This is a genomic window from Streptomyces sp. NPDC003032, assembly GCF_053591415.1.
In genome coordinates, this window is record NZ_JBSFTT010000025.1 from 122,838 (window position 1) to 143,965 (window position 21,128).

Genomic DNA, 21,128 nt, shown 5'->3' on the forward strand with positions numbered 1-21,128 from the left:
TTCACTTATACTGCTTATTTAGCAGTGCTTCTGAGTCTCGTTCGGGTTCTAAATGACACACTTATCTTGAATGCCTGCGACAGACTTTCCAACGTCATTGCGCATCAGCTACTGTCGCTGCTATGGCCATTCGAAGCATTGTCGAGTCAGATCTCAGCGGGAAGCCGGATGCAGCTACAGCTACGTTCGGCTTGGGTGACACCTGGTACGAGGTCGACCTCACCGCTGAGGAGCAGAAGAAGCTCGAGGAAGCACTGAAGCCGTACTTGAAGGTCGGCCGAAAAGCCGGGAAGGCGGCGCCCAAGAAGCGAGTCGTACCCGAGACGACCCCCGAGGAGCGCGACGAGATCCGCGCGTGGGGCAAAAAGAACGGCTATGAGTTCGCGGAGCGGGGGCGCATCCCGAAGAAGCTCATGGATGCCTTCGACGAGGCGCATGGCATCGATCGGAGCAAGGCACGCTAAGCCTGCCGTTCGTCTCCCGGCCGACCCATCCGTCCTTGAAGGGCCCTGCAGCACACTGCAGGGCCCTTCGCGCGTCTCAGAACAGCGGCAGCGACGGATGGATCACGGTGGCCGTCACGATCCACGCCGCTCGCGCGCGAGACCTGCAGTGGATCGTGCCGTGCGAGAAGTGCCCCGGCGCATGCGGCAAGAGCTGCTGCTGGCCTCGCTGCTGGCATCCGTGCTTTCGGCAGAGGTCGAGGAAGGCCGTGCACAGCACCTGAGCCCCGGCCTCGCGGTACACCTGGGCGGCGTCGACCATCTCCTGGTTGCCCTGGAAGCCGGCCCCCTTCCCATGAGCCGACCAGGCGGCGGGGAAGGTGCGGATGTCGAAGCCGACGGCCCGCCACAGGCGCTCGGCCATGGCATCGGCACTCTCGGGGCAATGCCCGGAGATGAGTACCGGCCGGGTGACGTTCTCCGCTCCCCAGTCGCGCCAGGCATCGTTGAACGTCTCACGCATGCTCTTCTCGTCGTTCCAGCCGCGGGAACCTGTGACGAGGACGACGTGCGAGAACGATTCGGGAATCATTTCAGCAATCATTCGAGTCTCCTCTCTCTGTGACTCGGCGGTCTTCGCAGCTGGAGTCGAGTGTCAGAGGTCCGGCACCCAGGCCGCCCGCCGGACGTTCATGGTCTGGCGAATGCCGACGCTTCACGCCTGTCGTCCGGTGTCGGCTTCGATGGTGACCGTGTCCTTCTCGGCGTGGAGTTCGACACGGATCTGATCGTCCCCGCACGCCGGCATGAGGTGGACGGTAAACATTCCGCTGCTTGCGCGGGAGATGTGCACGGTGACGACAGTGCGGTCCTCAACGTCGGTGAAGTCGACGTTTCCGATGTCCTCGGCATCGCCGGAGCGCATCGCCTCGGCTACAGCTTTGCTGTTCGGCTGCCACAACTTCGGCTCGCAGCGGGCTCCGGTGTCGTAGGGCGAGATTTCAGGCTGGGACTGCGTCATGGTGGCGCCTGCCTTCGTGGACTCGAGTGCGGGTGGCGACCATCGAGTGCGGACCCCCGGTCGGGCCTGTGTGATCTCGATGCTCGCCCCAGCGCCCGTGCCAGCTTTGCTGGCTGACGATCCGGAAGATCTTGCTGGCGTGATCTGCTCCCGGATGGATCGCATAGCGAGCCGTCGCACAGGTCGTCACTTCTCGCCTGAGCCAGGCGCGCAGCGCCTGGCGATCCACCACTGCTGGACCCTTTGCTGCTGTCCATATCTGTGGACAACTGGGGTGGGGCTTCCTCTCTCAAGCGCAGCGCTGGGCATAGCCGGAGGGAGCGCCAGCGACCAACGGACCGGCGAGCGAAGCGAGCGGTGGAACCCGTCGGCTATGCCGACTAACACGCCCTCGGAGCGCAGCGGAGAGGCCGAGCGAAGCGAGGGTCCGCAGGACACGTGTTATCAGGTTCCCTTATGCCCTTTTGCTTCCTTGTCGTCGTCCTCGCTGTTCCACGGCTGGAGCGTTAGCGGAAGCCTGGAACATCAGGGGGAACGGTCCGTACCCTCTTGACCCGCACCCCTCCCCCTTTTCCGCGCAGCGGGGGTACGGGTCTGGTTGTTTCGCCTGGTCATCGCACCTTTTGGGTGTACTGCTGTTTCGACGTCCGTGATACGGCCGTACCCCCACGCTGATCCGTCCTCGTGAGGCACGAGCGAGGCGGGGGTACGGGTCTGCTCCTGACGGGGCGCAGCCCCGGTTCATCGTCCTGCTGCCGTCGGCGGCACAGCCTTCGCCGCGCAGCGGATCCGTCCTCTTGCGACACCGTCGCTTCGGCTGTGGACAACGCTTTGCTCCACCGCTCACCGCGGCGGCGCCGCCGACCTTGCCCCGTCGCGTTGTGCTGGCTGCACCGACGCGGATTCACCTCGCTCCGGTGCTGCCGCGGCAGCGTGCCAGCACTTTGTGCACCGCGTCCGAGGCGGGCGTTCTGCACTGTGTCGACGACGCACGTTTCGGCCCCGGGCTGTGCTCCGTCTCGCGCTTGCGCGGCGAGCCCGGGGTGGTTCCCCGTGGACGCATCGGAAGAAGAGAGGCCCGGCTGCTGTGACCAGCTGCCCATCGGGCACAGCGAACAGCTCCAGCGTCATCGGGCCGTTGTCGTCTTCCTCCAGGGGCTGCTTCCGCAGTAAATGCCTCTGCTCTTCTACCCCCACGGGCCTTTGCCGCGGAAGCAAGCCCCCGCACGCTCGCTGCGTGCGAGGAACTGCTCCCCCTTCGCTCCTTCTCCCTCTGCTCTCCCTGCGCGACCATGACGGCCCGATGACGCCCCCGTACCGACCGTCGCACCAGCGATGTGCCACCACCGTGCCGATGGCTGCGCTGATCTCGCTCCGCCGGCGTTCCGTGGCTGCGCTGCCGTGCCTGCCGACAGGCTTCGGCAAGGGGCACAGACATGCTTCTGGGTCCCGTGAAACAGCGGTGAAACACCGCCCCTCTCGTGTCTCAGAGGTGTCTCATCGAGGCACGCACGAGACACACATAGGACGCCGACTGATGACGGTATACCTCTTGGATTTCTGCGCACGTCCTCACGGTGTCTCGCGAGCGCCCTGACAGTGGCGCCCGGCGTCGCACACGGTGCCCTCGGAGGGCTCGTCTGTGTATGGGTACCGGGTGGCGTCTCATAGGAGACACCACCGGGACGCCAATGGGGCCTCATCCGTACTCCAATGCGGCTCCTCGGGATCAGTGCTGTGACCGCGGGTGTCTCGCAGGGGTCCCGTGCGAGCACATGCCGCGTCGCTGGTGGAGCACAAAGGCGCATGGTGCCGACGGCCTGCGCGCGGTCGCTCCAGGCGGGGCCACTGCGGCGTCTCGTAGGCGCCCCTGCCGGTACTCGATAGGGACTCAAATGACATCTCACTTGCGTATCTAGTGCGACTTGCACGGGACTCGATAGGGACACTAGAGTGTATCCGCGTTGATTCGCATTAGAGAGGAAACGCGATGGACGGTGAGTCCATATGACAGAGCGAGAGACACTCGGCGAAGGGCAGGATGACACGCAGGAGCGACTGGCAGGGCGAGGTGAGTGCAATGGCGAATCAATCGAGTGAGCCTCGCAAGGTCCGCTGGACCGTGCCCGCTGCCGACACCTCGGTGATCGAGTGGCTCGGTCAGCAGGCGGACATCTCGCAGTCGATTCGACTGCTCATTCGGGAGTCCATTCAGCGTGACGGATACATCGACGTCTTCTACAAGCCCGTCGATCAGCTGCCGCGTCGTGGCCGGCCGCCGCTGGAGAGCATCGAGCAGCGCGAGGACGACGAGGCGGTCACTGAGCGCCGTCCGGCCGCCAGGCCGGCTCAGCCGCAGCCCGTGGTCACCGACCAGGCCGACGCTGTCGTCGGGAAGACAGCGCCAGCGCCGGTAGCCCACCCCGCACCGGTTGGGACGGCCGAGGAGCCCGCGGCACGCACCCCCAGCACACCGCCGGAGCCGCCGAAGCAGGCATCCATCGACGAAATCATGGCGAGCACTCGGCGCTGAGTAACGCGGTGAATTTCATTTTCCAGGCAGACAACACAGACACCGAGGGATCGAATTCATGAGCGCCAACAGCAACGACGTCATCACTCTCACCGGCGGCATCGACGTCGGCAACGGCTACGTCAAGGGCGTCATCCAGAACACGAAGCAGGGGACTTTCGACGAGATCGATCTGCCCAGCGCGGTCGTCTCGACTTCCCGCACCTCGCCGAAGGTGCCGCTCCCCGACGCGGATGCGGCCTCCGTGCTGGCCGGCGATTTCTACAATCAGATCGACTGCTCGCTCACCACTTCCCTGGTGGCGGCGTCGGACCGCCGGATCTTCGGCCGCGCAGCACTGTCTGTGCGCGGCTCGAAGTTCACCGAGTTCGAGGTGCTGGGCAAGCATTCCAAGGCCGATCAGGAGCTGAGCAAGGTCCTGGTCCTTGGTGTCTTCGCCGCGAAGACCCTGCGCGACTACGTCCGCGAAACCGGCGCGCTGCCCGATCACGAGCTGCGCGTGCAGGTGCGTGCCGGCCTGGCGCTGCCGATCTCCGAGTTCGTCGCGCGCCGCTACGCCTACGCCGCCGAGTTCATCGGCCTGCTGGGCAACTCCGACCCCGCGGTGCACCTGGTGACGATCAAGAACTTCAGCACCCCGGTCTCGGTGCGCCTGCAGTTCGTCGACGTCCAGGTGATGGCCGAGGGCGCCTCCGCGCAGTTCGCCATCACCGACAAGGGCGAGCCGCTGGCCCAGGCTCTTCTCGATGATCTGCGCACTCGCGACGCCTCCCTCGTGGAGGGCGTCTCGGCCTCCGATCTGGTGGCGGTGCAGAACACCATCGGCGTCGACGTCGGCGAAGGCACCGTGAACTTCCCGGTCTTCACCGACGGCCGGTTCAACCCTGAGGCGGCGGCCACACTCGACGAGGGGTACGGCACCGCGCTGATGAACGCCATGGAGCGCATGAGCGAGTCGGACGCCACGCTGCAGTTCTCCTCGCGCAAGCAGTTGGCCGACTTCCTCCACGCGGAGCCGTCGGTGCTGGTGAAGAACCGTCACCAGCGTTCCGCCGGTTTCGTCGAGGACGAGGCGAGCTACTTGGTCGACGAGATCGTCTCCTCCTTCGGTGACGTCCTTTCGCAGGCCGGCGCGACGACCGAGGTCGTCTACGTCTTCGGCGGCGGCTCGGGTCCGATCAAGGACCTGCTGCACCCGGCGCTGCTGAAGGCCGCGGGCGACGTGCCCGTGCTCTACCTCGACTCGAGCTACTCGCGGCACCTGAACCGCGAGGGCCTGTACATCGCGGCTCGCCACGTTGAGCAGCAGGCCCTCGCCGCGAAGGCCACGGGCAAGCGCACCAAGGAGGTGGGGTGATGAGGAGGGTACTGGAGACTCCTCGAAGGACGCGGCCGGGAGGCCCGTACGGGGAGTGGGGTGACTTCGCCCTCGCCAAGCAAATCGAGCTGCAGCAGCCAGGGGCAGATGCCTGGTGCCAGCGCTGGAACCACCGGCTGCCGACGTGGAGTCGGACCCGGGACGGCGGCTTCGACCCGGAGGCGCACCGTGTCGTCCGGATCCCGGAGGCTCCGGCGAAGCGCTTCACTGTCGCCCATCACTACAGTGCGAGCTGGCCGGTTGTACGGCTCGCGTACGGCCTTCAGCGCGTCGACCAGCCTCCTGGCCCCGGCGAGCCCGAAGGCGGCCGCCTGGTCGGGGTGCTCGCCCTCGGGGTTCCGATGAACACCGCCGTTCTCAATGTGTTCCCGGACCTGCGGCCGCTCAAAGAATCGCTTGAGCTCTCGCGTATGTGTCTTCTTGACTCAGTGGCTTCGAACGGCGAATCCTGGGCCTGCGCGAGAGCATTCCAGGACGCCGCCGTCAAGGGAATCCGAGGGATCGTCGCGCACGCCGATCCCGTGCCGCGGATCAGGATCACGGCCGACGGCCCGTCGTACGTGATGCCGGGACACATCGGTCATGTCTACGGCCACGGCCAGGGCTTCGCCTACCTCGGGCGTACCCGCGCCCGGCGTCTGGTCGTACTGCCCGACGGTTCTGTCCTCCATAGTGGAGTACGCGCGGGTTCCGCTGGAGCACTCGCAACTTGAGAAGCCGCATCTCAGCAGGTCAATGACGGTGCCGTCAGGCCTGTATCCATCATGTGGAATCTCGGCAGTAACTAGCAAAATCTGCGAGTGACAGGAGTAATATGCGTTCTTGTGTCAGATTCTGAAAGTCGCGTGCTGACCCTCGTGCGCCCGGCTCCGGATCCGGCGGCCGTGATGGACCCGGCCGACGTATCGGTGGAGACCGGGCTCGCGGACGTGGTCACGCTGCAACGGCGGCGCCAGGCGCGGATCTCGGTGCAGGACGAGGAAAGTTTCTTCCTCGACACGCTGTCCGAGTACCAGTGGGCGCGCGATGTTGCAGGACTGGCGCCGTCGACGCTGGACGGGCTGATCAAGCCGATGATCGAGGTCTGCGAGTTCTACGGAACCGTGCCGTGGCACCTCACCTCCCGCGAGGTCGACCGGTACTTCGCAGGACCTGGGAAACGGGCCCAGTCGACCCACCGCGGCAAGATCAACAAGATCGACGCGTACTTCGCTTTCCTGGAGCAGCGCTACGCCGGCGAGATCATGCGCCGCTTCGGAGCTACGGTCGAGTCGCCGATCGACCCGTTCAACCGGCCCCGCCATCGCGGGGACTTTGGGCTGCGCATCCCGCCCTCGCAGGCAGCGATGAAGGACTTCTTCGGCCGGTGGCGCGAGGATCTGCCGAACGCGCGGAAGTACGCGGTCGCCTGCCGCGACTACGTGATGACGAAGGTCGCCTACCTCTCCGGCGTCCGTGCAACAGAGCTGTGCGGGGTGTGCCTGGGCGACATCCACTGGGAGAACGGTCAGTGGGGCCGCTTCGTCGTCCTGGGCAAAGGTGCGCGCGGGTCCGGGCCTCGCCCGCGGGAGGCGTACCTCTTCCAGGAGGGGCGTGCCCTGCTGTGGTGGTACATCGAGGAGATACGGGGCGAGTTCGGCGACGACGCGGAGCACCCGCGCGCACCGCTGTGGCCCTCGGAGCGCAAGTCGAAGGCGATCGCCGACCTGAATGTGCCCATCGCGCCGGCGATCGTGGCGTCGACATTCCGCAAGACGTTGCACGCTGCGGCCGCCAGCTACCTGACAGGCCCGGTCACCGACCTCTTTCCGCACTTGCTGCGGCATGCCTGCGCGACGCACAACTATGAGCGCGGGATGACACTTTGGGAGATCCAGAAGGTCCTCGGACACGACTGGGCAACTACGACTCTTCGGTACATGGCGACTGCGCACGCCGACCCAGAGCTCGCGAATCTGGCTGCCAGCTCCCGGGCGGCCCAGCGACTGGTGATGGACAAGGGGAACCTTCGGTGAAGTGGAATCTGCGGATGGTGGCCGCCCAGCGGGATCTGTGGCGGCCGACCGAGGTGCTCGCCGCCTTCCAACAGGTCGGGTTCAACCCGTCGCTGAGCAAGGTGGCTGCGCTGTGGAACGGCACGCCGGTCACGGTGCGCCTCGATGACCTGGACAAGATGTGCGCCGCGCTGAACTGCACGGTAGCCGACCTGATGCAGGCCGAACCGCTCGCGGGGGGCCAGGCCGCGTCGGAAGTCGGGCATCGCGCGGTCGGCGCCGAGGAACAGCCGTCGGCGAGCCCGGTTCGACCCGTGCCGCGCGGCCGTCATGGTGCGGGTCCGCGCTCGCTTCCGCCGAGCTGAGGGGCCGACCGGTGGCGGTGGATCGTGGGCAGGGGCAGGCGCGGAGCTGCCCGGTGTGCTTGGGGTGGCTGGTGGTGCACTGGAACCGGGTGTGCGACGTGTGCCGGCCCTGGGCGAGGAAGTACCCCGAGCGCGGGGTGTGTCCGCGGTGTCGGCACGAGGCACACCTCAATACGGACGGCCTGTGCAAGCCGTGCCTCACGGCGATCCGCCTCGAGGACGATGCCGAGTGGGCTCTGGGCCTGGAGGAGGCGCGGCCCCGGCCGGTCCAGCTGACGGTCGGCGGTACGTACGGAGACCGTTCGGTCTCGTCCCGGCCGCTGCGCCGCCCCGCCAAGAACGGCTTGAGCGTGGGTGCGGAGTGGTGGATCAAGCTCCGCAAGCAGCGCGCCGTCCCTGCCGCCCCGCTGGTGCTGGAACCACAGGTCCAGGGCCAGATCCCGCTCTTCACTATGCCCCGGGTGCTGGGCGACGCCACCGTGAAAGCACTCGTTGGCCGGACGGTCGCCGGATGGGAGGAGGCCCGGCCGGTGACCAAGGCTATGCAGGCCGAGCACCGGTTGACCACGGCCTGGCGCAGCAAGGTCGACGAGATGGTTCGCCTCGCTCTGGCCGTGCGTGAGGCAGAAGGCGCTGAGCGCCTCCCAGAGGCGATGCTGCGGGACCTGCCGACCAACGGGGACGCGGTCCGCCTGGTCCTGCTGCGAATCAGGTTTCTGGACGAGGCGCCCGAGCCCCTGCGGTTTTCTAGGACGGACCAGCCGACCCGCACCCCGTACATCACCGCTCCGGCGCCGCTGCCGCCCCCGGCGCCACGCCAGTGCACGGACTGCGACGCCTGGATTCCCGCAGGTCGGCGGGCGGGGTTCGTCTGTGATCCGTGCCGGCACTGGCGGGAGCGGACGGGGCGGGGGCGGTGCTGCCGCTGTGGCCGCGAAGGGCTGGCGCTGCGCGACGACCGCTGCCGCAGCTGCCACCCCTACCGGCTCCTCGACGAAGCCCGCCCCACTTCCCGGCGGTTCACACAGCTGGTGATCTCGCTCCCGACCGGCAAGGGCGGGCCGTTCGAGGCATTGCCAGTCGGTGACCGCGAGGTACCGGACTACGACGAGCGACGTCCTGCTCTGCACACGAGCCGCGGGCAACAGTCGCTGTTCACCCTGCGGCGCGACTGGGCCCCGGTGCTGCAGCGGCTGCGGTGCGCGCCTGCCGGCGAGCCGCCGCTGAGCGCGACCGCCCGCCGCCTGGTCGAGGAGTTCACCCGGGAACGGCCGGGGCAGCGGCCGGAGTACACGAAGAACACCCGCACGCTCACGATCCTGCTGTACTGGCTCGGCGTCGACACGACGGTCCTCGAGCGTGACGTGTACGACCTCGCTCGAATCGACGTGAACCTCGCGGCCAAGCCGGTCTGCCAGTTTCTGCGCGATCGAGGTCTGCTGGTGGAGGATCCCGCCTTGCACCGGGACGCGCATCAGGTGTGGATCGAAACCACCCTGGCCGCCCTGCCAGAACGCGTCGCGAGCGAGGTCGCCACCTGGGTGACGGTGCTGCGCAGCCAGGGACCCCGAGATGATGAGCCACGCAGTTACGACGGGATCCGCCGGTACCTCGTGTCCCTCCACCCGGTCCTCGCCGGGTGGACTGCATCCGGCATGGTCACGTTGCGGGAGATCACGTCGGCGGATACTGAGGCAGCCGTAAAGAACCTGTCCGGTGCTGCCCGCCGGGGGCTTGCCGTCGCTCTGCGAAGCCTGTTTCGGGCCTTGAAGCGAGAGCGGGTGATCTTCATCAATCCCGCCCGTGATCTGCCGGTCGGCGACCTCAAGGGCATCCCGAAGTCTGTTCCCTCCGACCTCCTGGCCAGCCTGCTCGCTCAGGCGACGACCCCGTTCGGGAAGTTCGTCATCGCGCTGGTCGCCGTCCACGCACTACCCGGAGCCGACATGCAGGCTCTACGCACGGAGGATCTCGATCTGTCCCGCGGCACCCTCGAAGTGCGCCGTGGTCTCCTGCGGCACACCCTCTACCTTGAGGAGTTCACCCACCAACTCGCCGCCGACTGGCTGACCTACCGCCACCGGCGGTGGCCCACCTCTACCAACCCTCACCTGCTGGTCAGCCAGAAGACGGCGGTCGATCCCGACCACCCGGCGGTGTATCCGGGCATGCTCCGCGGGGTCCTTTCGAAGGGGGTGACGCTGTCCGGCCTGCGCCAGGACCGGATCCTCAACGAGGCCCTGGAAACCGCCGACCCCCTCAAGCTGATGCGTCTTTTCGGAATCACCGAGCAGACCGCCATGCGCTATGTCAGCGCCGCACACCCAGAGCGGACGGCGAAGCTGCCACGGTGAGGCCGATGAGACTGGGGCAGGCAACCAGCTGCCGGGGTATTCGTGCGGGCGGTCAGCAGTTCGTGAAGGCGAGGTGCTGGAGACTCCACGATCAGTTCGCCCCCGACGCACAGCAACGCCAGCTACAGAGGCCATCGGAGGCGCCGCACCCGATGAGCGTGCTCACATGCCAAGGGCGCGGTGATCCGTAGGCAGCCGGTCGTGCCCCCGTTATCTTCTTCGCGGTCCTGCAAGAGGGCCGCTGGCCTCCGGGCCCGGCATGACTGTGTCCCCCTGTCGAAGGCATGACCTGGGGGGTGGTGTCACCGGGCCCGGCAGGTGCCGTCGGAGACGCTGATGAGAGGTCCGGCCACCACCCGGTCCGGCGCAATGCCGGACAGCTCGCGGGCGGCAGGTCTGCATAACGTGGATGCGCGCGTACGACACCACCGCCAAGGCCGGCACGTTCAACACCCCGGAAAGGGCGCGATGTTCGACACCGAAAACGTGGGCGTGTTCCTCGGCCTGGACGTCGGCAAGACCGCTCACCACGGCCATGGACTCACCCCGGCCGGGAAGAAGGTCCTCGCCAAGCAGCTGCCCAACAGCGAGCCGAAGCTGCGTGCCGTCTTCGATAAACTGACCGCGAAGTTCGGCACCGTCCTGGTGATCGTGGACCAGCCCGCCTCCATCGGAGTCCTCCCGCTCACCGTCGCCCGCGATGCGGGCTGCAAGGTCGCCTATCTGCCCGGCCTGGCGATGCGGCGGATCGCCGACCTGTATCCGGGCGAGGCCAAGACCGATGCGAAGGACGCTGCGGTCATCGCGGATGCTGCCCGGACCATGCCGCACACCCTGCGCTCCCTGGAGCTCACCGACGAGATCACCGCCGAACTCACGGTTCTCGTCGGCTTCGACCAGGACCTCGCGGCCGAGGCCACCCGCACCTCCAACCGTATACGCGGCCTGCTCACCCAGTTCCACCCGTCGCTGGAGCGCGTCCTGGGCCCCCGCCTCGACCACCAGGCCGTCACCTGGCTGCTGGAGCGCTACGGCTCCCCGGCCGCACTACGCAAAGCCGGCCGCCGCAGGCTCGTCGAGCTCATCCGGCCCAAGGCCCCGCGCATGGCCCAGCGGCTGGTCGACGATGTCTTCGAGGCGTTGGACGAGCAGACCGTCGTGGTCCCGGGGACCGGCACCCTCGACATCGTCGTGCCCTCCCTGGCCCGCTCTCTGGCCGCCGTCCACGAACAGCGCCGGGCCCTGGAAGCCCAGATCAACGCCCTGCTGGAGGCCCACCCTCTTTCCCCGGTCCTGACGTCGATGCCCGGCGTCGGCGTCAGGACCGCCGCCGTCCTGCTGGTCACCGTCGGCGACGGCACCAGCTTCCCGAGCGCCGCCCACCTGGCCTCCTACGCCGGCCTCGCCCCGACCACGAAGTCGTCGGGGACCTCGATCCACGGTGAACACGCGCCCCGAGGCGGCAACCGCCAGCTCAAACGCGCCATGCTCCTCTCCGCCTTCGCCTGCATGAACGCCGATCCCGCCTCCCGCACCTACTACGACAAGCAACGCGCCCGCGGCAAAACCCACACCCAGGCCCTCCTCCGCCTCGCCCGCCAACGCATCAGCGTCCTGTTCGCCATGCTCCGAGACGGCACCTTCTACGAATCCCGCACGCCCGCGGACGTCGAACTCGCCGCATAACCCCAGCAAGACCGCATCACCCCAAACCCGACAGGGGCGCCTTGACGAAGGACATAGAGGCACCCCCCCCCCGGGTGCGCAGAGCTCACACCGAATTGTTGGGCGCAACTGCCGACGCCGCACGGCGCGTTGGCTGGTCTGGCCTTCAGGGCGCGTGCGTGTGGTTGCGGGAGCTGATGCTGGTCATGGGCGGGGCCATGACCTTGACGGCAAAGACCACCGAGGCCCCCAGAGCCAGCACCAGATAGATGAGGGTGAGCTTGAAGTTCTCCCACAGCAGCATCGCCAGCTCGCCGGAGGCTGATTCCGGCGGGTCGGGCGGCACGGTGGGCACGCGGAGGATGCTCGGATCACGGCGGTCTACCTGCACTCCGATTCCAGCCCGGGTGCAAACCTCCCGCTCCCCGCGGTCCTGGCGGACTAGGGTCTTTCGTTTGGATCATCGGGCAGACCACAGGAAGATGCCCGCGATGTGGAGTCCGGCCAGGTAGATCGTGGCTGTCTTCTCGTAGCGGGTGGCGAGACCGCGCCACTGCTTCAGCCGGTTAATGCACCGCTCGACGGTGTTGCGTTGCTTGTACGCCTCCCGGTCGAAGGCCGGTGGCCTGCCGCCCTGGCTTCCCCGACGCAGCCGATGACCGCGCTGGTCCGCCGGAACAGGAATCACCGCACGGATGCCGCGCTTGCGCAGATGCTCGCGGATCGCCCGGGAGGAATACGCTTTGTCAGCTAGAACCACATCTGGCCTGGTCCGGGGCCGTCCACGGCGCCGGGGAACGCGCAGGCGGGCTATGACCTCCGCGAACGCCGGCGCGTCGCCAGCCTGTCCAGTGGTCAGAACGAACGCGAGAGGCCGACAGCGGCCGTCGGCGGCGAGGTGGATCTTTGTGGTCGGTCCGCCGCGGGACCGGCCGATGGCATGGTTGTCCGGCTCGCCGGCCGGAGCCCCTTTTTGCGGGCTCCGGCCGCGTGCTGGTGGGCCCGCACGATCGTGGAGTCCACCGAGACCGCCCAGTTGAGATCCTCATCCGCGTCGGCCTGGGCCACCAGCGCGGTAAAGACTCGTTCCCAGGTGCCATCGATGGCCCACATTCGCAACCGGTTATAGACGCCTCGCCAGTTGCCGTACCTCTCCGGCAAGTAGACCCACTGCGTTCCGGTCCGAAACTTGTGGGCGATCGCGTCGATCACCTCGCGGTGGTCGCGCCACCGGCCACCCCGCTTCGATGTCCGGTCCGGGAGCAACGGCTCGATCCTTGCCCACTGCGCGTCAGTCAACGGCACATCCGGACCAACGATCGGATGGGTTAAGCGAAACTGCCTGACCCACCGAACTATCACCGATGAGGCACCCCGGAGGAGGTGCCGCCCTATCAGTCGTCCGTCCCAGTTGACCGCAAGGACACGTGCCGGGCTGTGGGACGGTGTTCAGAGGGTTCGAGTCATGGACATCGCGCTCTGGGCCCAAAGGCACGGCTCCTCTACGCTGTGCCCCGTGGACTGGGGGACTCTCGCGGGCACTGCGCTCGGTGCTCTTCTCGGTGTCAGTACAACCCTTCTAGGCGAACGGTCACGATGGCATCGGGAGAATGCGTCCCGCGGGCGGGCCGCAAAGCAACAGCTATACAGCGAATACCTTGCAGCACTCTGGCTCACGAGGCACCGGCTACGAGATCTGCAGCGAAGCGCGGAGCTCACCAGGGCGGAGCGCCGCGAGCAGTCCGGGGAAATCCTCGGGGCCGCCAACGCCTTTCAACTCCTCTATCAGATGCGCATCATGGCGCCCGAACCTCTCGATGACGTAGCCGTTCACGCCTTCCGAACGCTTCTACGATTACGAGATCGCTTCGACGAGCCTGACGTGAGCACAGATCCGGAGTGGTCAGCGACCCAAACAGCACTCAGCGAGGCACTGGAGGCCCTTCGGCAAGCCATGCGCTCAGACCTCAACTCTCTATAGAAGCCGAACTTCACATCGCAAGCACCCTCCGCTGTTCCGGACGCTGATCCAAACGAAAGTCCCTAGTAGTGCTTCGTTAGGTCTTCTCGTTGGCGCTGATCAGGAGCATGTTGGATGTGTGGACGCGCATGAAGTAGACCGTTTGCGGGCGTCGTTGGGGTTGTTCGTGGGTGATGTGTTCGCCTCGGTGCCGCGCAAAGATCAGCGGGCCAAGGGCGAGTGTTATCTGCGGGGACTGATGCTGGACGGTCGGCGCAAGTCGATCCAGCCGATGGCCGAACGGCTGCCGGACGGCGATATACAGGCCCTGCAGCAGTTCGTCAGCCAGTCTCCGTGGGACTGGACGCCGGTGCGCCGGCGGATCGCCGAGAGACTGTGCCGGGTGATCCAACCGGAAGTGTGGGTGGTCGATGATGTCTCGTTTCCCAAATGCGGGCGGGCGTCGGTGGGGGTGGCCCGACAGTACTGCGGTGCGCTGGGCAAGCGGGCCAACTGCCAGGTTGCGGTGAGCGTGCACGCGGCCACCGATGCCGCGTCCTGCCCGCTGGAGTGGGACTTGTTCCTCCCCGAGGAATGGGCAGACGATCACCAGCGCAGGCGACGGGCCGGGGTGCCCGGCGATGTCGGGCACGTGTCCAAGGCCCGCCTGGCGCTGGGCCTGTTGGACCGGCTGGCCGAGTGGCTGGGGCCGGTGCCGGTCATCGTCGCTGATGCCGGCTATGGCCGCAGCGTCTCCTTCCGGCTCGCGCTGGAAGAACGCGGCTGGTCCTACGTCATGGCCCTGGACCCCAAAGAGATCGCACGGCCTGTCGATGCCGAGCCGTCGCAACCCGACTACGGCGGGCTTGGACCGCCCACGCTGCTTCGCTATCGCCAGGCGCCCCGGCCCCTGCACACCTTTGCCGACAACAGCACGCCGTTCCAGGACGTCGCTTGGCGGCAGGGCAGCAAGGGCGCGATGACCTCACGTTTCGCTGTGCTCCAGGTGCGGCCGTCGGGAAAGGAGGCCCGCCGCATGGCCCAGGAACAGGCCGGTGGACGTAATCGTTGGGACGGCGTGCTGCCGCTGCGGACCTTGCTGGTCGAACAGCCTGAACATGCCACTGGGCCGACCGGCTACTGGATGACGAACCTGCCACCTACCACCCCCATCGCCGATCTGGTGCGGTGGGCGAAGATGCGATGGCGCATCGAGCACGATTACCGCGAGCTCAAGCACGGTCTGGGCCTGGACCATTTCGAGGGCCGCACCTGGCGTGGCTGGCACCACCACGTCACCCTCGTCACCGCCGCCCAGGCATTCCTCACTCTGCGGCGCTACGACCCAAAAGCCCCCATGCCGGCCTGAGCCTCTACCAAGTCCTGGACACCCTCCAGGACATGCTGCGGTGCTGGACCGGCACCTGCACCACCTGCGGCCGATCCCTCACCACCAGCAGACCCAGAACCTAACGAAGCACTACTAGGTCGCGCAGACGCCCTGGGGAAAACAGGTGCTTCTCCCTGCCGAAGTAGTTGTTGTCGGCGAACTCGACCTCCACGGTGCGCCGGGTTCCGGAGGGACCAGTGAAGCGGAAAGTGAACAGCTCCCCGCTGGTCCGGTGCCTGCCCATGATGTGCGCGAACGTCTCGTGCCTCACCGTGGCGCTGATGGTGGTGCTCTGTTCCTTCAACGCCGCCAGCCGTCGGTTGAGTTCTGCGTCTCGATCTGAAACGCCCTGTGCCACGATGTCGAAGAGAGCAAGAAGGCTCAGCGCGAAGGCCGCGATGCCGAGGAGTAACGGCTGCGCCGGCTGTTCCCGCGCGTCATCGGCGGATTCGACGTCCTCAGGCAACGCCCAGTACGGCTCCGTGTCCACGGTCGTCTCCGCGTGGCGCGGCTGCGGGATCCCGGCGTGCAGCCGGCCGCCCAGCAGAGTGACGACGCGCTCCTGGGACCAGTAGTTGTTGTGGGAGGTGATGATCCGCCCCCACTGGCCGGTGCTCCGGTCCTCCTATGGCTGAGCCTGATGCGGCCGCCCACGTAGTCCCACGGCTGGTAGATGTTCAGCCAAGAGAACTCTCGTAACCGGCCCTGAACGCAAGCCTTCAGCGTCACCGCCGAGGGTGGGAACAGCACGTGCGGGAAGAAGCGGAAGAAGGCGCGGCGCAGCGGGGAGCCCATGGTGACCAGGGCGACTCTGTCGTCGCTGGTCCAGCGCCGTGAGTTGACCAGTGACTCCACCGCGATCACCGTGCCCAGAGCGTCGATCTTCGCGTCGAAGACGTTCTGGAGACGGGCGCGGTAGGCCGACTTGCCCAGGTACCGGAAAATGTCCAGATACACCCGCAGCGGCCCCTCTCGCCACACCCGGCCGACCGTCACCGCGGCGACGAGCGCGATACCGAGCAGTAGCCAGGCCATGACGAGCACCTGTGCGATGTCCCCTATCCCCGCCCACACCCAACCGTCAGCCCCGGCGAACCCGAAGGTCAACACACCCACGCCGACGAGGAGCGATAGACCCTCGGTCAGGATGATCGGCGTCATCCAGAACGGCCCGTGCAAAGGATCCGGCTCAGCGGCGAACGAATCGTTCATCTGCGCATGCGGGCGAGAGCCGTGCCCCGTTAGCGAAGGAACTCGGGTGGCACTCCAAGATGTATCGGATGCGGGAGACCACCCGGGAGGCCAGAGGCAAGATGCGGGGCGTTCGCGACGCCTGGGAGTCGATGCCGGACCGACCAGGGTGGGGCCGCTGGCGGTACACGCAGTTCCTCCCTCTGCCCATGGTCGAGCAGGGTGGCATCGCCCGGGTGACCCGGTCTACGGCGTGAAGAGTCAGGAATTGCAGGACTGACGCAGCGGCTGCCCGGCTCCTTACGGACGTGGGCTTCGCGGGGCCGAAGCCCACATCACCGTCTGGGCACTGCTGGAGCCTATGAGCAGCTCGTTCAGCACTCTCCGAGACATTACTCAGTCGTCTTCGTACTGGGCGAGGGCCAGGCCAAGACCGAAAAAGGTGGGGGCCCATTCACCCACGAAGATCCCCCAGCGGTCGGCACGGTCGACACCGGCTGATTCACCTTTGACGGAAGCGGCCCAGGACAGGACCGAGAGCCCGATGGAGGCGAGGGCCGCGGTGTAGGCGTGCTCGCTGCGCAACCCCGCCTCATGCAGTTTCTTGATCATGACGTGCTCCAGACGTGTACGCGGGTATCCCCCTCACGCCATGGTGGCCCTCTGCTGGTCAAAGAGCGCCGCAAACAGGGCTGAATGGGTGAACGCGTCCGCTGGAGGTCGGCGCCCCTCCGGTTCCGTGTGGCGAGTCCGTCAGGCGCTGGAAGTGTCGGTGGACTGGGCCGCGCGGGCTGCCTTGCCTGCCTCTGCCAGACAGGTACGCATCGTGTGGTGCAGGTCGTCGAGGAGCTGCTGGAACTGTTCGACCAGTTCCGTCGGATAGCGGTCGATGACGGCCTGAGCGCGGCAGGCGAGGGGGGTGAAGAACTGTTCGGCGAGCAGGCGCGCCTGTTCGCCGGCGCGCAGGGTGACTACGCGGCGGTCGGTGTGCTCGCGGGTGCGCAGGATGTGGCCGGTCTGCTCCATGCGGTTGAGCAGGGCGGAGGTGGCGTTGGGGGAGAGCTGAATGCGTTCGCTCAGGCGGGCGGGAGTGAGCAGGTCTTCGCGCAGTTCGCAGTTGGCGACCTCGATCAGCGCCGCGGCGTCGGTGGGGTGCAGGCCCAGCCACCTGGCGAACAGTCGCCGCATGTCTGCGTAGTCCGCGCCGTAGATCCGCAATCCCTCCAGCAGGCCGTGCTGCTGTCCCTGCCGGGCTGCCTCGCCAGGGGCGGGTAGCGCCTGGTCGTGCGTCTGCTCCATCATCACCTGTTCCGTTTCTCCGCCTGGCCGGACATGTGCGCCGACAGGGATGCCAGAGTACCTTCCATGACGGTTTGATTCCATGATGGAATCATTCTACCGTGGTTATGCGGGGTGACGGGTGGTCCGCCACCGCCTCGCGTGGCGGTCGGCTGTTGCAGCCCCCGCTGAACACTTCTTCTCTTTCCGTTCTGCCTGCGAAAGCTGGTCCCCTCATGTCCGTATCCACGCCCCCGGTGGCAGATCCCCGGCGCTGGAAGGCGCTGGTGTTCATCTGCCTGGCCCAGCTCATGGTCGTCCTGGACGGCACGATCATGAACATCGCGCTGCCCTCCGCCCAGCACGACCTCGGCTTCTCCGACAGCAGCCGGCAATGGGTGGTGACCGCTTACGCCCTCGCCTTCGGCGGTTTGCTGCTCTTCGGCGGCCGGATAGCCGACCTGTGGGGCCGCAAGCAGGCGTTCATCACCGGTGTCCTCGGCTTCGCCGCCGCCTCCGCCCTGGGCGGCGCCGCGGTGAGCACCTCCATGCTGATCGGCGCCCGCGCCCTGCAGGGCGTCTTCGCTGCCCTTCTCGCTCCCGCCGCCCTGTCATTGATCGCGACGATGTTCACCGAACCCAAGGAACGTGCCAAGGCGTTCGGCATTTACGGCGCGCTGGCCGGTGGCGGCGCCGCCCTGGGGCTGCTGCTGGGCGGGGTGCTCACCGAGTACCTGAACTGGCGCTGGACGCTGTACGTCAACATCGCCTTCGCCGCAATCGCCGCCGTCGGCGCGGTGCGCGTGGTGCGCGCCCCGCAACCCGGCCCGCACCGGCCGCGGCTGGATATTCCGGGTGTGCTGCTGGCCACGGGCGGTCTGGCCAGCATCGTCTACGGGCTCACCTGCGCCGAGAGCGACGGCTGGACCGGGGCTGTCACGCTGGCGCTGATCGGTGGCGGCGTGGTGCTGCTGGGCCTGTTCGTGGTGGTGGAGAGCCGGGTGAAGGCCCCGCTGCTGCCGCTGCGTGTGATCACCAACCGCAACAGGGGCGGCGCCTACCTGTCGCTGGCCATCGCCGTCATAGGCATGTTCGGCCTGCTGCTCTTCATGACCTTCTATCTGCAGAACGTGCGCGGCTACAGCCCCCTGCTGACCGGGGTCGCGTTCCTGCCGATGACCGCGGGCATGATGACCGGCTCCGTCGGCATCGGCGCCCGCCTGGCTCCCCGCCTGCCCGCCCGCGCCCTGATGGCACCCGGCTTCCTCACCGCCGCCGCCGGCCTGGCCGTGCTCGCCCAGATCACCCCCACCAGTTCCTATCCGGCGGTGGTGCTGCCGGGGATGTTCCTGATGGGCCTGGGCCTGGGCTGCGCGTTCATGCCCGCCATCAGCCTGGCCACCATCGGCGTCTCCCACCAGGAGGCGGGGGCGGCCTCCGCCATGGTCAACACCTCCCAGCAGATCGGCGGCGCAATCGGCACCGCCCTGCTCAACACCCTCGCCACCAGCGCTACCGCCGACTACGTCCGCACCCACCACCCGGCCAGCCCCTCCGCGGCGGCGCGCTTGAAGAACGAGGCACTGGTGCACGGCTTCTCCACCGCCATCGAGTGGGCCTGCGCCGCCCTGGTCCTGGCCGCCGCGACCGCGGCCGTCCTCATCGCCTACCGGCCCCAGAAAAACCCGGCCGCCCCGGACCATGCCGACCCCCGCCCCAGCCACCTCACCCTCGTCGACTGACCTGTCCCCACCGCCGCTTGCTGCCAGCACGGCATGGCCTTTACCGAACACCGCAACAGAAAGCGAACCCCATGGCTTCCACCGCCGCCAACCTCTTCAGCGACAGCCCCGTTCCCGCCCCGGCCCGGCGGGAGGTGTCGATGCTCTACCAGCGCGACGTTCCCCTCCCGCTGCGGGACGGCACCGTACTGCGCGGCAACCTCTACCGCCCCGTCGGCGATGAGCCGGTGCCGGTGCTGATGACCTTCGGCCCCTACGGCAAGGACATCCCCCTGGCCCTGCGCCACCCGGAGAACTATCGCGCCCTGGCCGGCGCGGGCGGCGGGGTCTTCCTCAACTGGGAGACTCCCGACCCCGAATACTGGGTGCCCCGCGGATACGCGGTCCTGCGCGTCGACTCGCGCGGCACCGGCGCCTCCCCCGGCACCTTGGACCCCGTCTCGGCGCAGCAGGCCCGCGACTTCTACGACGCCATCGAATGGGCCGGCACCCAGCCCTGGTGCACCGGCAAGGTCGGCCTGCTCGGCATCTCCTACTACGCCATGTCCCAGTGGGCGGTCGCCGCCCTGCGACCCCCGCACCTGACGGCGATGATGCCCTGGGAAGGCGCCAGCGACCTCTACCGCGACTTCGCCCGCCACGGCGGCATCCTCAACACCGACTTCGTCCGCATGTGGGCCGCCGGCAACGCCCGCACCCAGCACCGCGGCACCCACGGCCAGCCGCTGGACGAGGACGCTCTGGCCCAGCGGCGCGTGGACACCTACCACAAGGCCAAGAGCCACCCCCTGGACGACGACGCCTACACCCAGTGGCTGCCGGACCTCTCCGCCATCGAGGTGCCGTTCGTCTCCGTCGGCAACTGGGGCAACCTGCTGCTGCACCTGCGCGGCAACACCGAGGCGTACACCCGTGCCTCCTCCACCGACAAGTGGCTGCGCATCATCACCGGCGACCACGTCCTGCCGTTCTACTCACCCGAAGCCCTGGTCCTGCAGGAAGCCTTCTTCGGCCACTACCTCAAGGGCGACGACACCGGCTGGCAGCACCAGCCCCCGGTACGCGTCGCGGTCCGCCACCCCGACCACGTCCGCTGGCACGACGACACCACCTGGCCACTGACCGGCACCCAGTGGACCGACTTCCACCTCGACGCCGCCACCCAGACCCTGTCCCACACGGCGCCCGCCACCGAGGCCACCACCCCTCTTGAGGCGCCGGGCGGCACGGTCACGTTCACCCTGCATCACACGCTGCCCGCCACCCAGATCACCGGCCCCGTCGCCCTGCGCCTGTGGGCCTCGGCGACCAGCTGCGACATGGATCTGTTCGTCACCCTGCGCCACCTGCGCGCCGACGGCACCGAACACCACGGCATCAACCCCACCGGCAAACCCGCCCCCATCGCCCAGGGCTGGCTGCGCGCATCCCACCGCTCCACCGACCCCACCCGCAGCCTGCCGTACCGGCCCTGGCACACCCACGACCGCGAACTCCTGCTCACTCCCGACGACATCGCGCCCCTGGACATCGAGATCTGGCCCACCAGCCTCGTCCTGGAGCCCGGCGACCGCCTGCTGCTCGAAGTCAGCTCCAGCGACAACGAACGCGCCCACTTCCGCGCCGACACCGACCCCGACGACCGGCCCGCCCACCGCTTCGACGGCACCTACACCCTGCACACCGGCGGCCCCCACCACGCCAGCTACCTGCGCCTGCCGATCATCCCCAATCCCACCGTCTAAAACTCCGGCCGTGCGGGGGGCGGGCGCGCGGGCCGCCCCCCCCCGCACACCCACCCACACCCACACCCC

General features: G+C 67.6%; 21 protein-coding genes. 13 read left to right on the plus strand and 8 right to left on the minus strand.

Going from position 1 to position 21,128, the window contains the following annotated elements:
• Nucleotides 1-122: 122 nt before the first annotated feature.
• Nucleotides 123-464, plus strand: coding sequence for a histone-like nucleoid-structuring protein Lsr2 (locus ACWDZ7_RS30115; protein WP_451801300.1), 342 nt, complete (start codon nt 123-125; stop codon nt 462-464).
• 76 nt (nt 465-540) lie between these two features.
• Here ACWDZ7_RS30115 and ACWDZ7_RS30120 read toward each other — a convergent pair whose 3' ends face one another.
• Nucleotides 541-1,047, minus strand: a complete 507-nt coding sequence (locus ACWDZ7_RS30120) for an SLOG family protein (protein WP_451801302.1) — start codon at nt 1,045-1,047, stop codon at nt 541-543.
• Between the two features lie 111 nt (nt 1,048-1,158).
• Complete coding sequence (locus ACWDZ7_RS30125; protein ID WP_451801303.1) at nt 1,159-1,464, minus strand: hypothetical protein; 306 nt, start codon at nt 1,462-1,464, stop codon at nt 1,159-1,161.
• Between the two features lie 2,122 nt (nt 1,465-3,586).
• On the opposite strand from ACWDZ7_RS30125, the gene ACWDZ7_RS30130 reads away from it, so the two are divergent.
• The 7 genes from ACWDZ7_RS30130 to ACWDZ7_RS30160 all read left to right on the plus strand — a co-directional run bounded on the left by ACWDZ7_RS30130 (nt 3,587) and on the right by ACWDZ7_RS30160 (nt 11,774).
• Entirely contained in the window at nt 3,587-3,997 is a 411-nt protein-coding gene (locus ACWDZ7_RS30130) for a hypothetical protein (protein ID WP_451801304.1), read from the plus strand.
• Nucleotides 3,998-4,055: 58 nt separating this feature from the next.
• Nucleotides 4,056-5,354, plus strand: a complete 1,299-nt coding sequence (locus ACWDZ7_RS30135; protein ID WP_451801305.1) for a ParM/StbA family protein — start codon at nt 4,056-4,058, stop codon at nt 5,352-5,354.
• Nucleotides 5,354-6,088 carry a Mom family adenine methylcarbamoylation protein gene (locus ACWDZ7_RS30140; protein WP_451801307.1) on the plus strand — a complete coding sequence of 245 codons (735 nt, stop codon included), beginning with the start codon at nt 5,354-5,356 and terminating at the stop codon, nt 6,086-6,088. The genes ACWDZ7_RS30135 and ACWDZ7_RS30140 overlap by 1 nt, the downstream gene beginning before the upstream one ends.
• 174 nt (nt 6,089-6,262) lie before the next feature.
• Nucleotides 6,263-7,390, plus strand: coding sequence for a tyrosine-type recombinase/integrase (locus tag ACWDZ7_RS30145; RefSeq protein ID WP_451801337.1), 1,128 nt, complete (start codon nt 6,263-6,265; stop codon nt 7,388-7,390).
• Complete coding sequence (locus tag ACWDZ7_RS30150) at nt 7,387-7,734, plus strand: helix-turn-helix domain-containing protein (RefSeq protein WP_451801309.1); 348 nt, start codon at nt 7,387-7,389, stop codon at nt 7,732-7,734. Before ACWDZ7_RS30145 ends, ACWDZ7_RS30150 begins: the two co-directional genes overlap by 4 nt.
• 74 nt (nt 7,735-7,808) lie before the next feature.
• Nucleotides 7,809-10,088 carry a hypothetical protein gene (locus ACWDZ7_RS30155; RefSeq protein WP_451801311.1) on the plus strand — a complete coding sequence of 760 codons (2,280 nt, stop codon included), beginning with the start codon at nt 7,809-7,811 and terminating at the stop codon, nt 10,086-10,088.
• Between the two features lie 468 nt (nt 10,089-10,556).
• Complete coding sequence (locus ACWDZ7_RS30160; protein WP_451801312.1) at nt 10,557-11,774, plus strand: IS110 family transposase; 1,218 nt, start codon at nt 10,557-10,559, stop codon at nt 11,772-11,774.
• Between the two features lie 145 nt (nt 11,775-11,919).
• Here ACWDZ7_RS30160 and ACWDZ7_RS30165 read toward each other — a convergent pair whose 3' ends face one another.
• From ACWDZ7_RS30165 to ACWDZ7_RS30175, 3 genes are all read right to left on the minus strand, one after another.
• On the minus strand, nt 11,920-12,108 hold the full coding sequence (locus ACWDZ7_RS30165) for a hypothetical protein (RefSeq protein ID WP_451801313.1): 189 nt from the start codon (nt 12,106-12,108) through the stop codon (nt 11,920-11,922).
• Between the two features lie 105 nt (nt 12,109-12,213).
• Nucleotides 12,214-13,058 (minus strand): IS5 family transposase gene (locus ACWDZ7_RS30170; protein WP_451801314.1). Its coding sequence is split into 2 segments (ribosomal slippage): nt 12,214-12,716 and nt 12,716-13,058, totalling 846 coding nucleotides; the frame shifts between segments, so codons are not numbered across the junction.
• Nucleotides 13,059-13,440: 382 nt separating this feature from the next.
• Complete coding sequence (locus ACWDZ7_RS30175) at nt 13,441-13,587, minus strand: hypothetical protein (protein ID WP_451801316.1); 147 nt, start codon at nt 13,585-13,587, stop codon at nt 13,441-13,443.
• Between the two features lie 265 nt (nt 13,588-13,852).
• Here ACWDZ7_RS30175 and ACWDZ7_RS30180 point away from each other — a divergent pair, with 265 nt between their 5' ends.
• The gene (locus ACWDZ7_RS30180; RefSeq protein WP_451801318.1) at nt 13,853-15,082 is read left to right on the plus strand and encodes an IS701 family transposase; all 1,230 of its coding nucleotides are present in this window, start codon (nt 13,853-13,855) and stop codon (nt 15,080-15,082) included.
• A gap of 100 nt (nt 15,083-15,182) precedes the next feature.
• Here the strand turns inward: ACWDZ7_RS30180 and ACWDZ7_RS30185 are convergent, their stop codons facing one another.
• Nucleotides 15,183-15,593, minus strand: coding sequence for a hypothetical protein (locus ACWDZ7_RS30185; RefSeq protein WP_451801320.1), 411 nt, complete (start codon nt 15,591-15,593; stop codon nt 15,183-15,185).
• A gap of 306 nt (nt 15,594-15,899) precedes the next feature.
• Between ACWDZ7_RS30185 and ACWDZ7_RS30190 the strand changes: the two genes are divergently transcribed.
• Both ACWDZ7_RS30190 and ACWDZ7_RS30195 read left to right on the plus strand, forming a co-directional pair.
• Nucleotides 15,900-16,022: a hypothetical protein gene (locus ACWDZ7_RS30190; RefSeq protein WP_451801322.1), complete on the plus strand. Its 123-nt coding sequence runs from the start codon at nt 15,900-15,902 to the stop codon at nt 16,020-16,022.
• A 361-nt stretch (nt 16,023-16,383) separates the two neighbouring features.
• Nucleotides 16,384-16,551 carry a hypothetical protein gene (locus ACWDZ7_RS30195; protein WP_451801323.1) on the plus strand — a complete coding sequence of 56 codons (168 nt, stop codon included), beginning with the start codon at nt 16,384-16,386 and terminating at the stop codon, nt 16,549-16,551.
• A 139-nt stretch (nt 16,552-16,690) separates the two neighbouring features.
• Here the strand turns inward: ACWDZ7_RS30195 and ACWDZ7_RS30200 are convergent, their stop codons facing one another.
• Nucleotides 16,691-16,906, minus strand: coding sequence for a hypothetical protein (locus ACWDZ7_RS30200; protein ID WP_451801325.1), 216 nt, complete (start codon nt 16,904-16,906; stop codon nt 16,691-16,693).
• Nucleotides 16,907-17,047: 141 nt separating this feature from the next.
• Nucleotides 17,048-17,596: a MarR family winged helix-turn-helix transcriptional regulator gene (locus tag ACWDZ7_RS30205; protein WP_451801327.1), complete on the minus strand. Its 549-nt coding sequence runs from the start codon at nt 17,594-17,596 to the stop codon at nt 17,048-17,050.
• Nucleotides 17,597-17,808: 212 nt separating this feature from the next.
• Here ACWDZ7_RS30205 and ACWDZ7_RS30210 point away from each other — a divergent pair, with 212 nt between their 5' ends.
• Together ACWDZ7_RS30210 and ACWDZ7_RS30215 are read left to right on the plus strand one after the other, a co-directional pair.
• Nucleotides 17,809-19,314 (plus strand): MFS transporter, encoded by a 1,506-nt coding sequence (locus ACWDZ7_RS30210; protein WP_451801328.1) that lies wholly within the window; start codon nt 17,809-17,811, stop codon nt 19,312-19,314.
• A 71-nt stretch (nt 19,315-19,385) separates the two neighbouring features.
• Nucleotides 19,386-21,059 carry a CocE/NonD family hydrolase gene (locus ACWDZ7_RS30215; RefSeq protein ID WP_451801330.1) on the plus strand — a complete coding sequence of 558 codons (1,674 nt, stop codon included), beginning with the start codon at nt 19,386-19,388 and terminating at the stop codon, nt 21,057-21,059.
• The last annotated feature ends 69 nt before the right edge of the window (nt 21,060-21,128 follow it).

Excerpts from the sequence above, each read along its gene's own strand:
- ACWDZ7_RS30115 (WP_451801300.1), top strand. The coding sequence starts at position 123 with ATGGCCATTCGAAGCATTGTCGAGTCAGATCTCAGCGGGAAGCCGGAT.
- ACWDZ7_RS30120 (WP_451801302.1), bottom strand. The coding sequence starts at position 1,047 with ATGATTGCTGAAATGATTCCCGAATCGTTCTCGCACGTCGTCCTCGTC.
- ACWDZ7_RS30125 (WP_451801303.1), bottom strand. The coding sequence starts at position 1,464 with ATGACGCAGTCCCAGCCTGAAATCTCGCCCTACGACACCGGAGCCCGC.
- ACWDZ7_RS30135 (WP_451801305.1), top strand. The coding sequence starts at position 4,056 with ATGAGCGCCAACAGCAACGACGTCATCACTCTCACCGGCGGCATCGAC.
- ACWDZ7_RS30140 (WP_451801307.1), top strand. The coding sequence starts at position 5,354 with ATGAGGAGGGTACTGGAGACTCCTCGAAGGACGCGGCCGGGAGGCCCG.
- ACWDZ7_RS30145 (WP_451801337.1), top strand. The coding sequence starts at position 6,263 with ATGGACCCGGCCGACGTATCGGTGGAGACCGGGCTCGCGGACGTGGTC.
- ACWDZ7_RS30160 (WP_451801312.1), top strand. The coding sequence starts at position 10,557 with ATGTTCGACACCGAAAACGTGGGCGTGTTCCTCGGCCTGGACGTCGGC.
- ACWDZ7_RS30195 (WP_451801323.1), top strand. The coding sequence starts at position 16,384 with ATGCGGGAGACCACCCGGGAGGCCAGAGGCAAGATGCGGGGCGTTCGC.
- ACWDZ7_RS30200 (WP_451801325.1), bottom strand. The coding sequence starts at position 16,906 with ATGATCAAGAAACTGCATGAGGCGGGGTTGCGCAGCGAGCACGCCTAC.
- ACWDZ7_RS30205 (WP_451801327.1), bottom strand. The coding sequence starts at position 17,596 with ATGATGGAGCAGACGCACGACCAGGCGCTACCCGCCCCTGGCGAGGCA.
- ACWDZ7_RS30210 (WP_451801328.1), top strand. The coding sequence starts at position 17,809 with ATGTCCGTATCCACGCCCCCGGTGGCAGATCCCCGGCGCTGGAAGGCG.
- ACWDZ7_RS30215 (WP_451801330.1), top strand. The coding sequence starts at position 19,386 with ATGGCTTCCACCGCCGCCAACCTCTTCAGCGACAGCCCCGTTCCCGCC.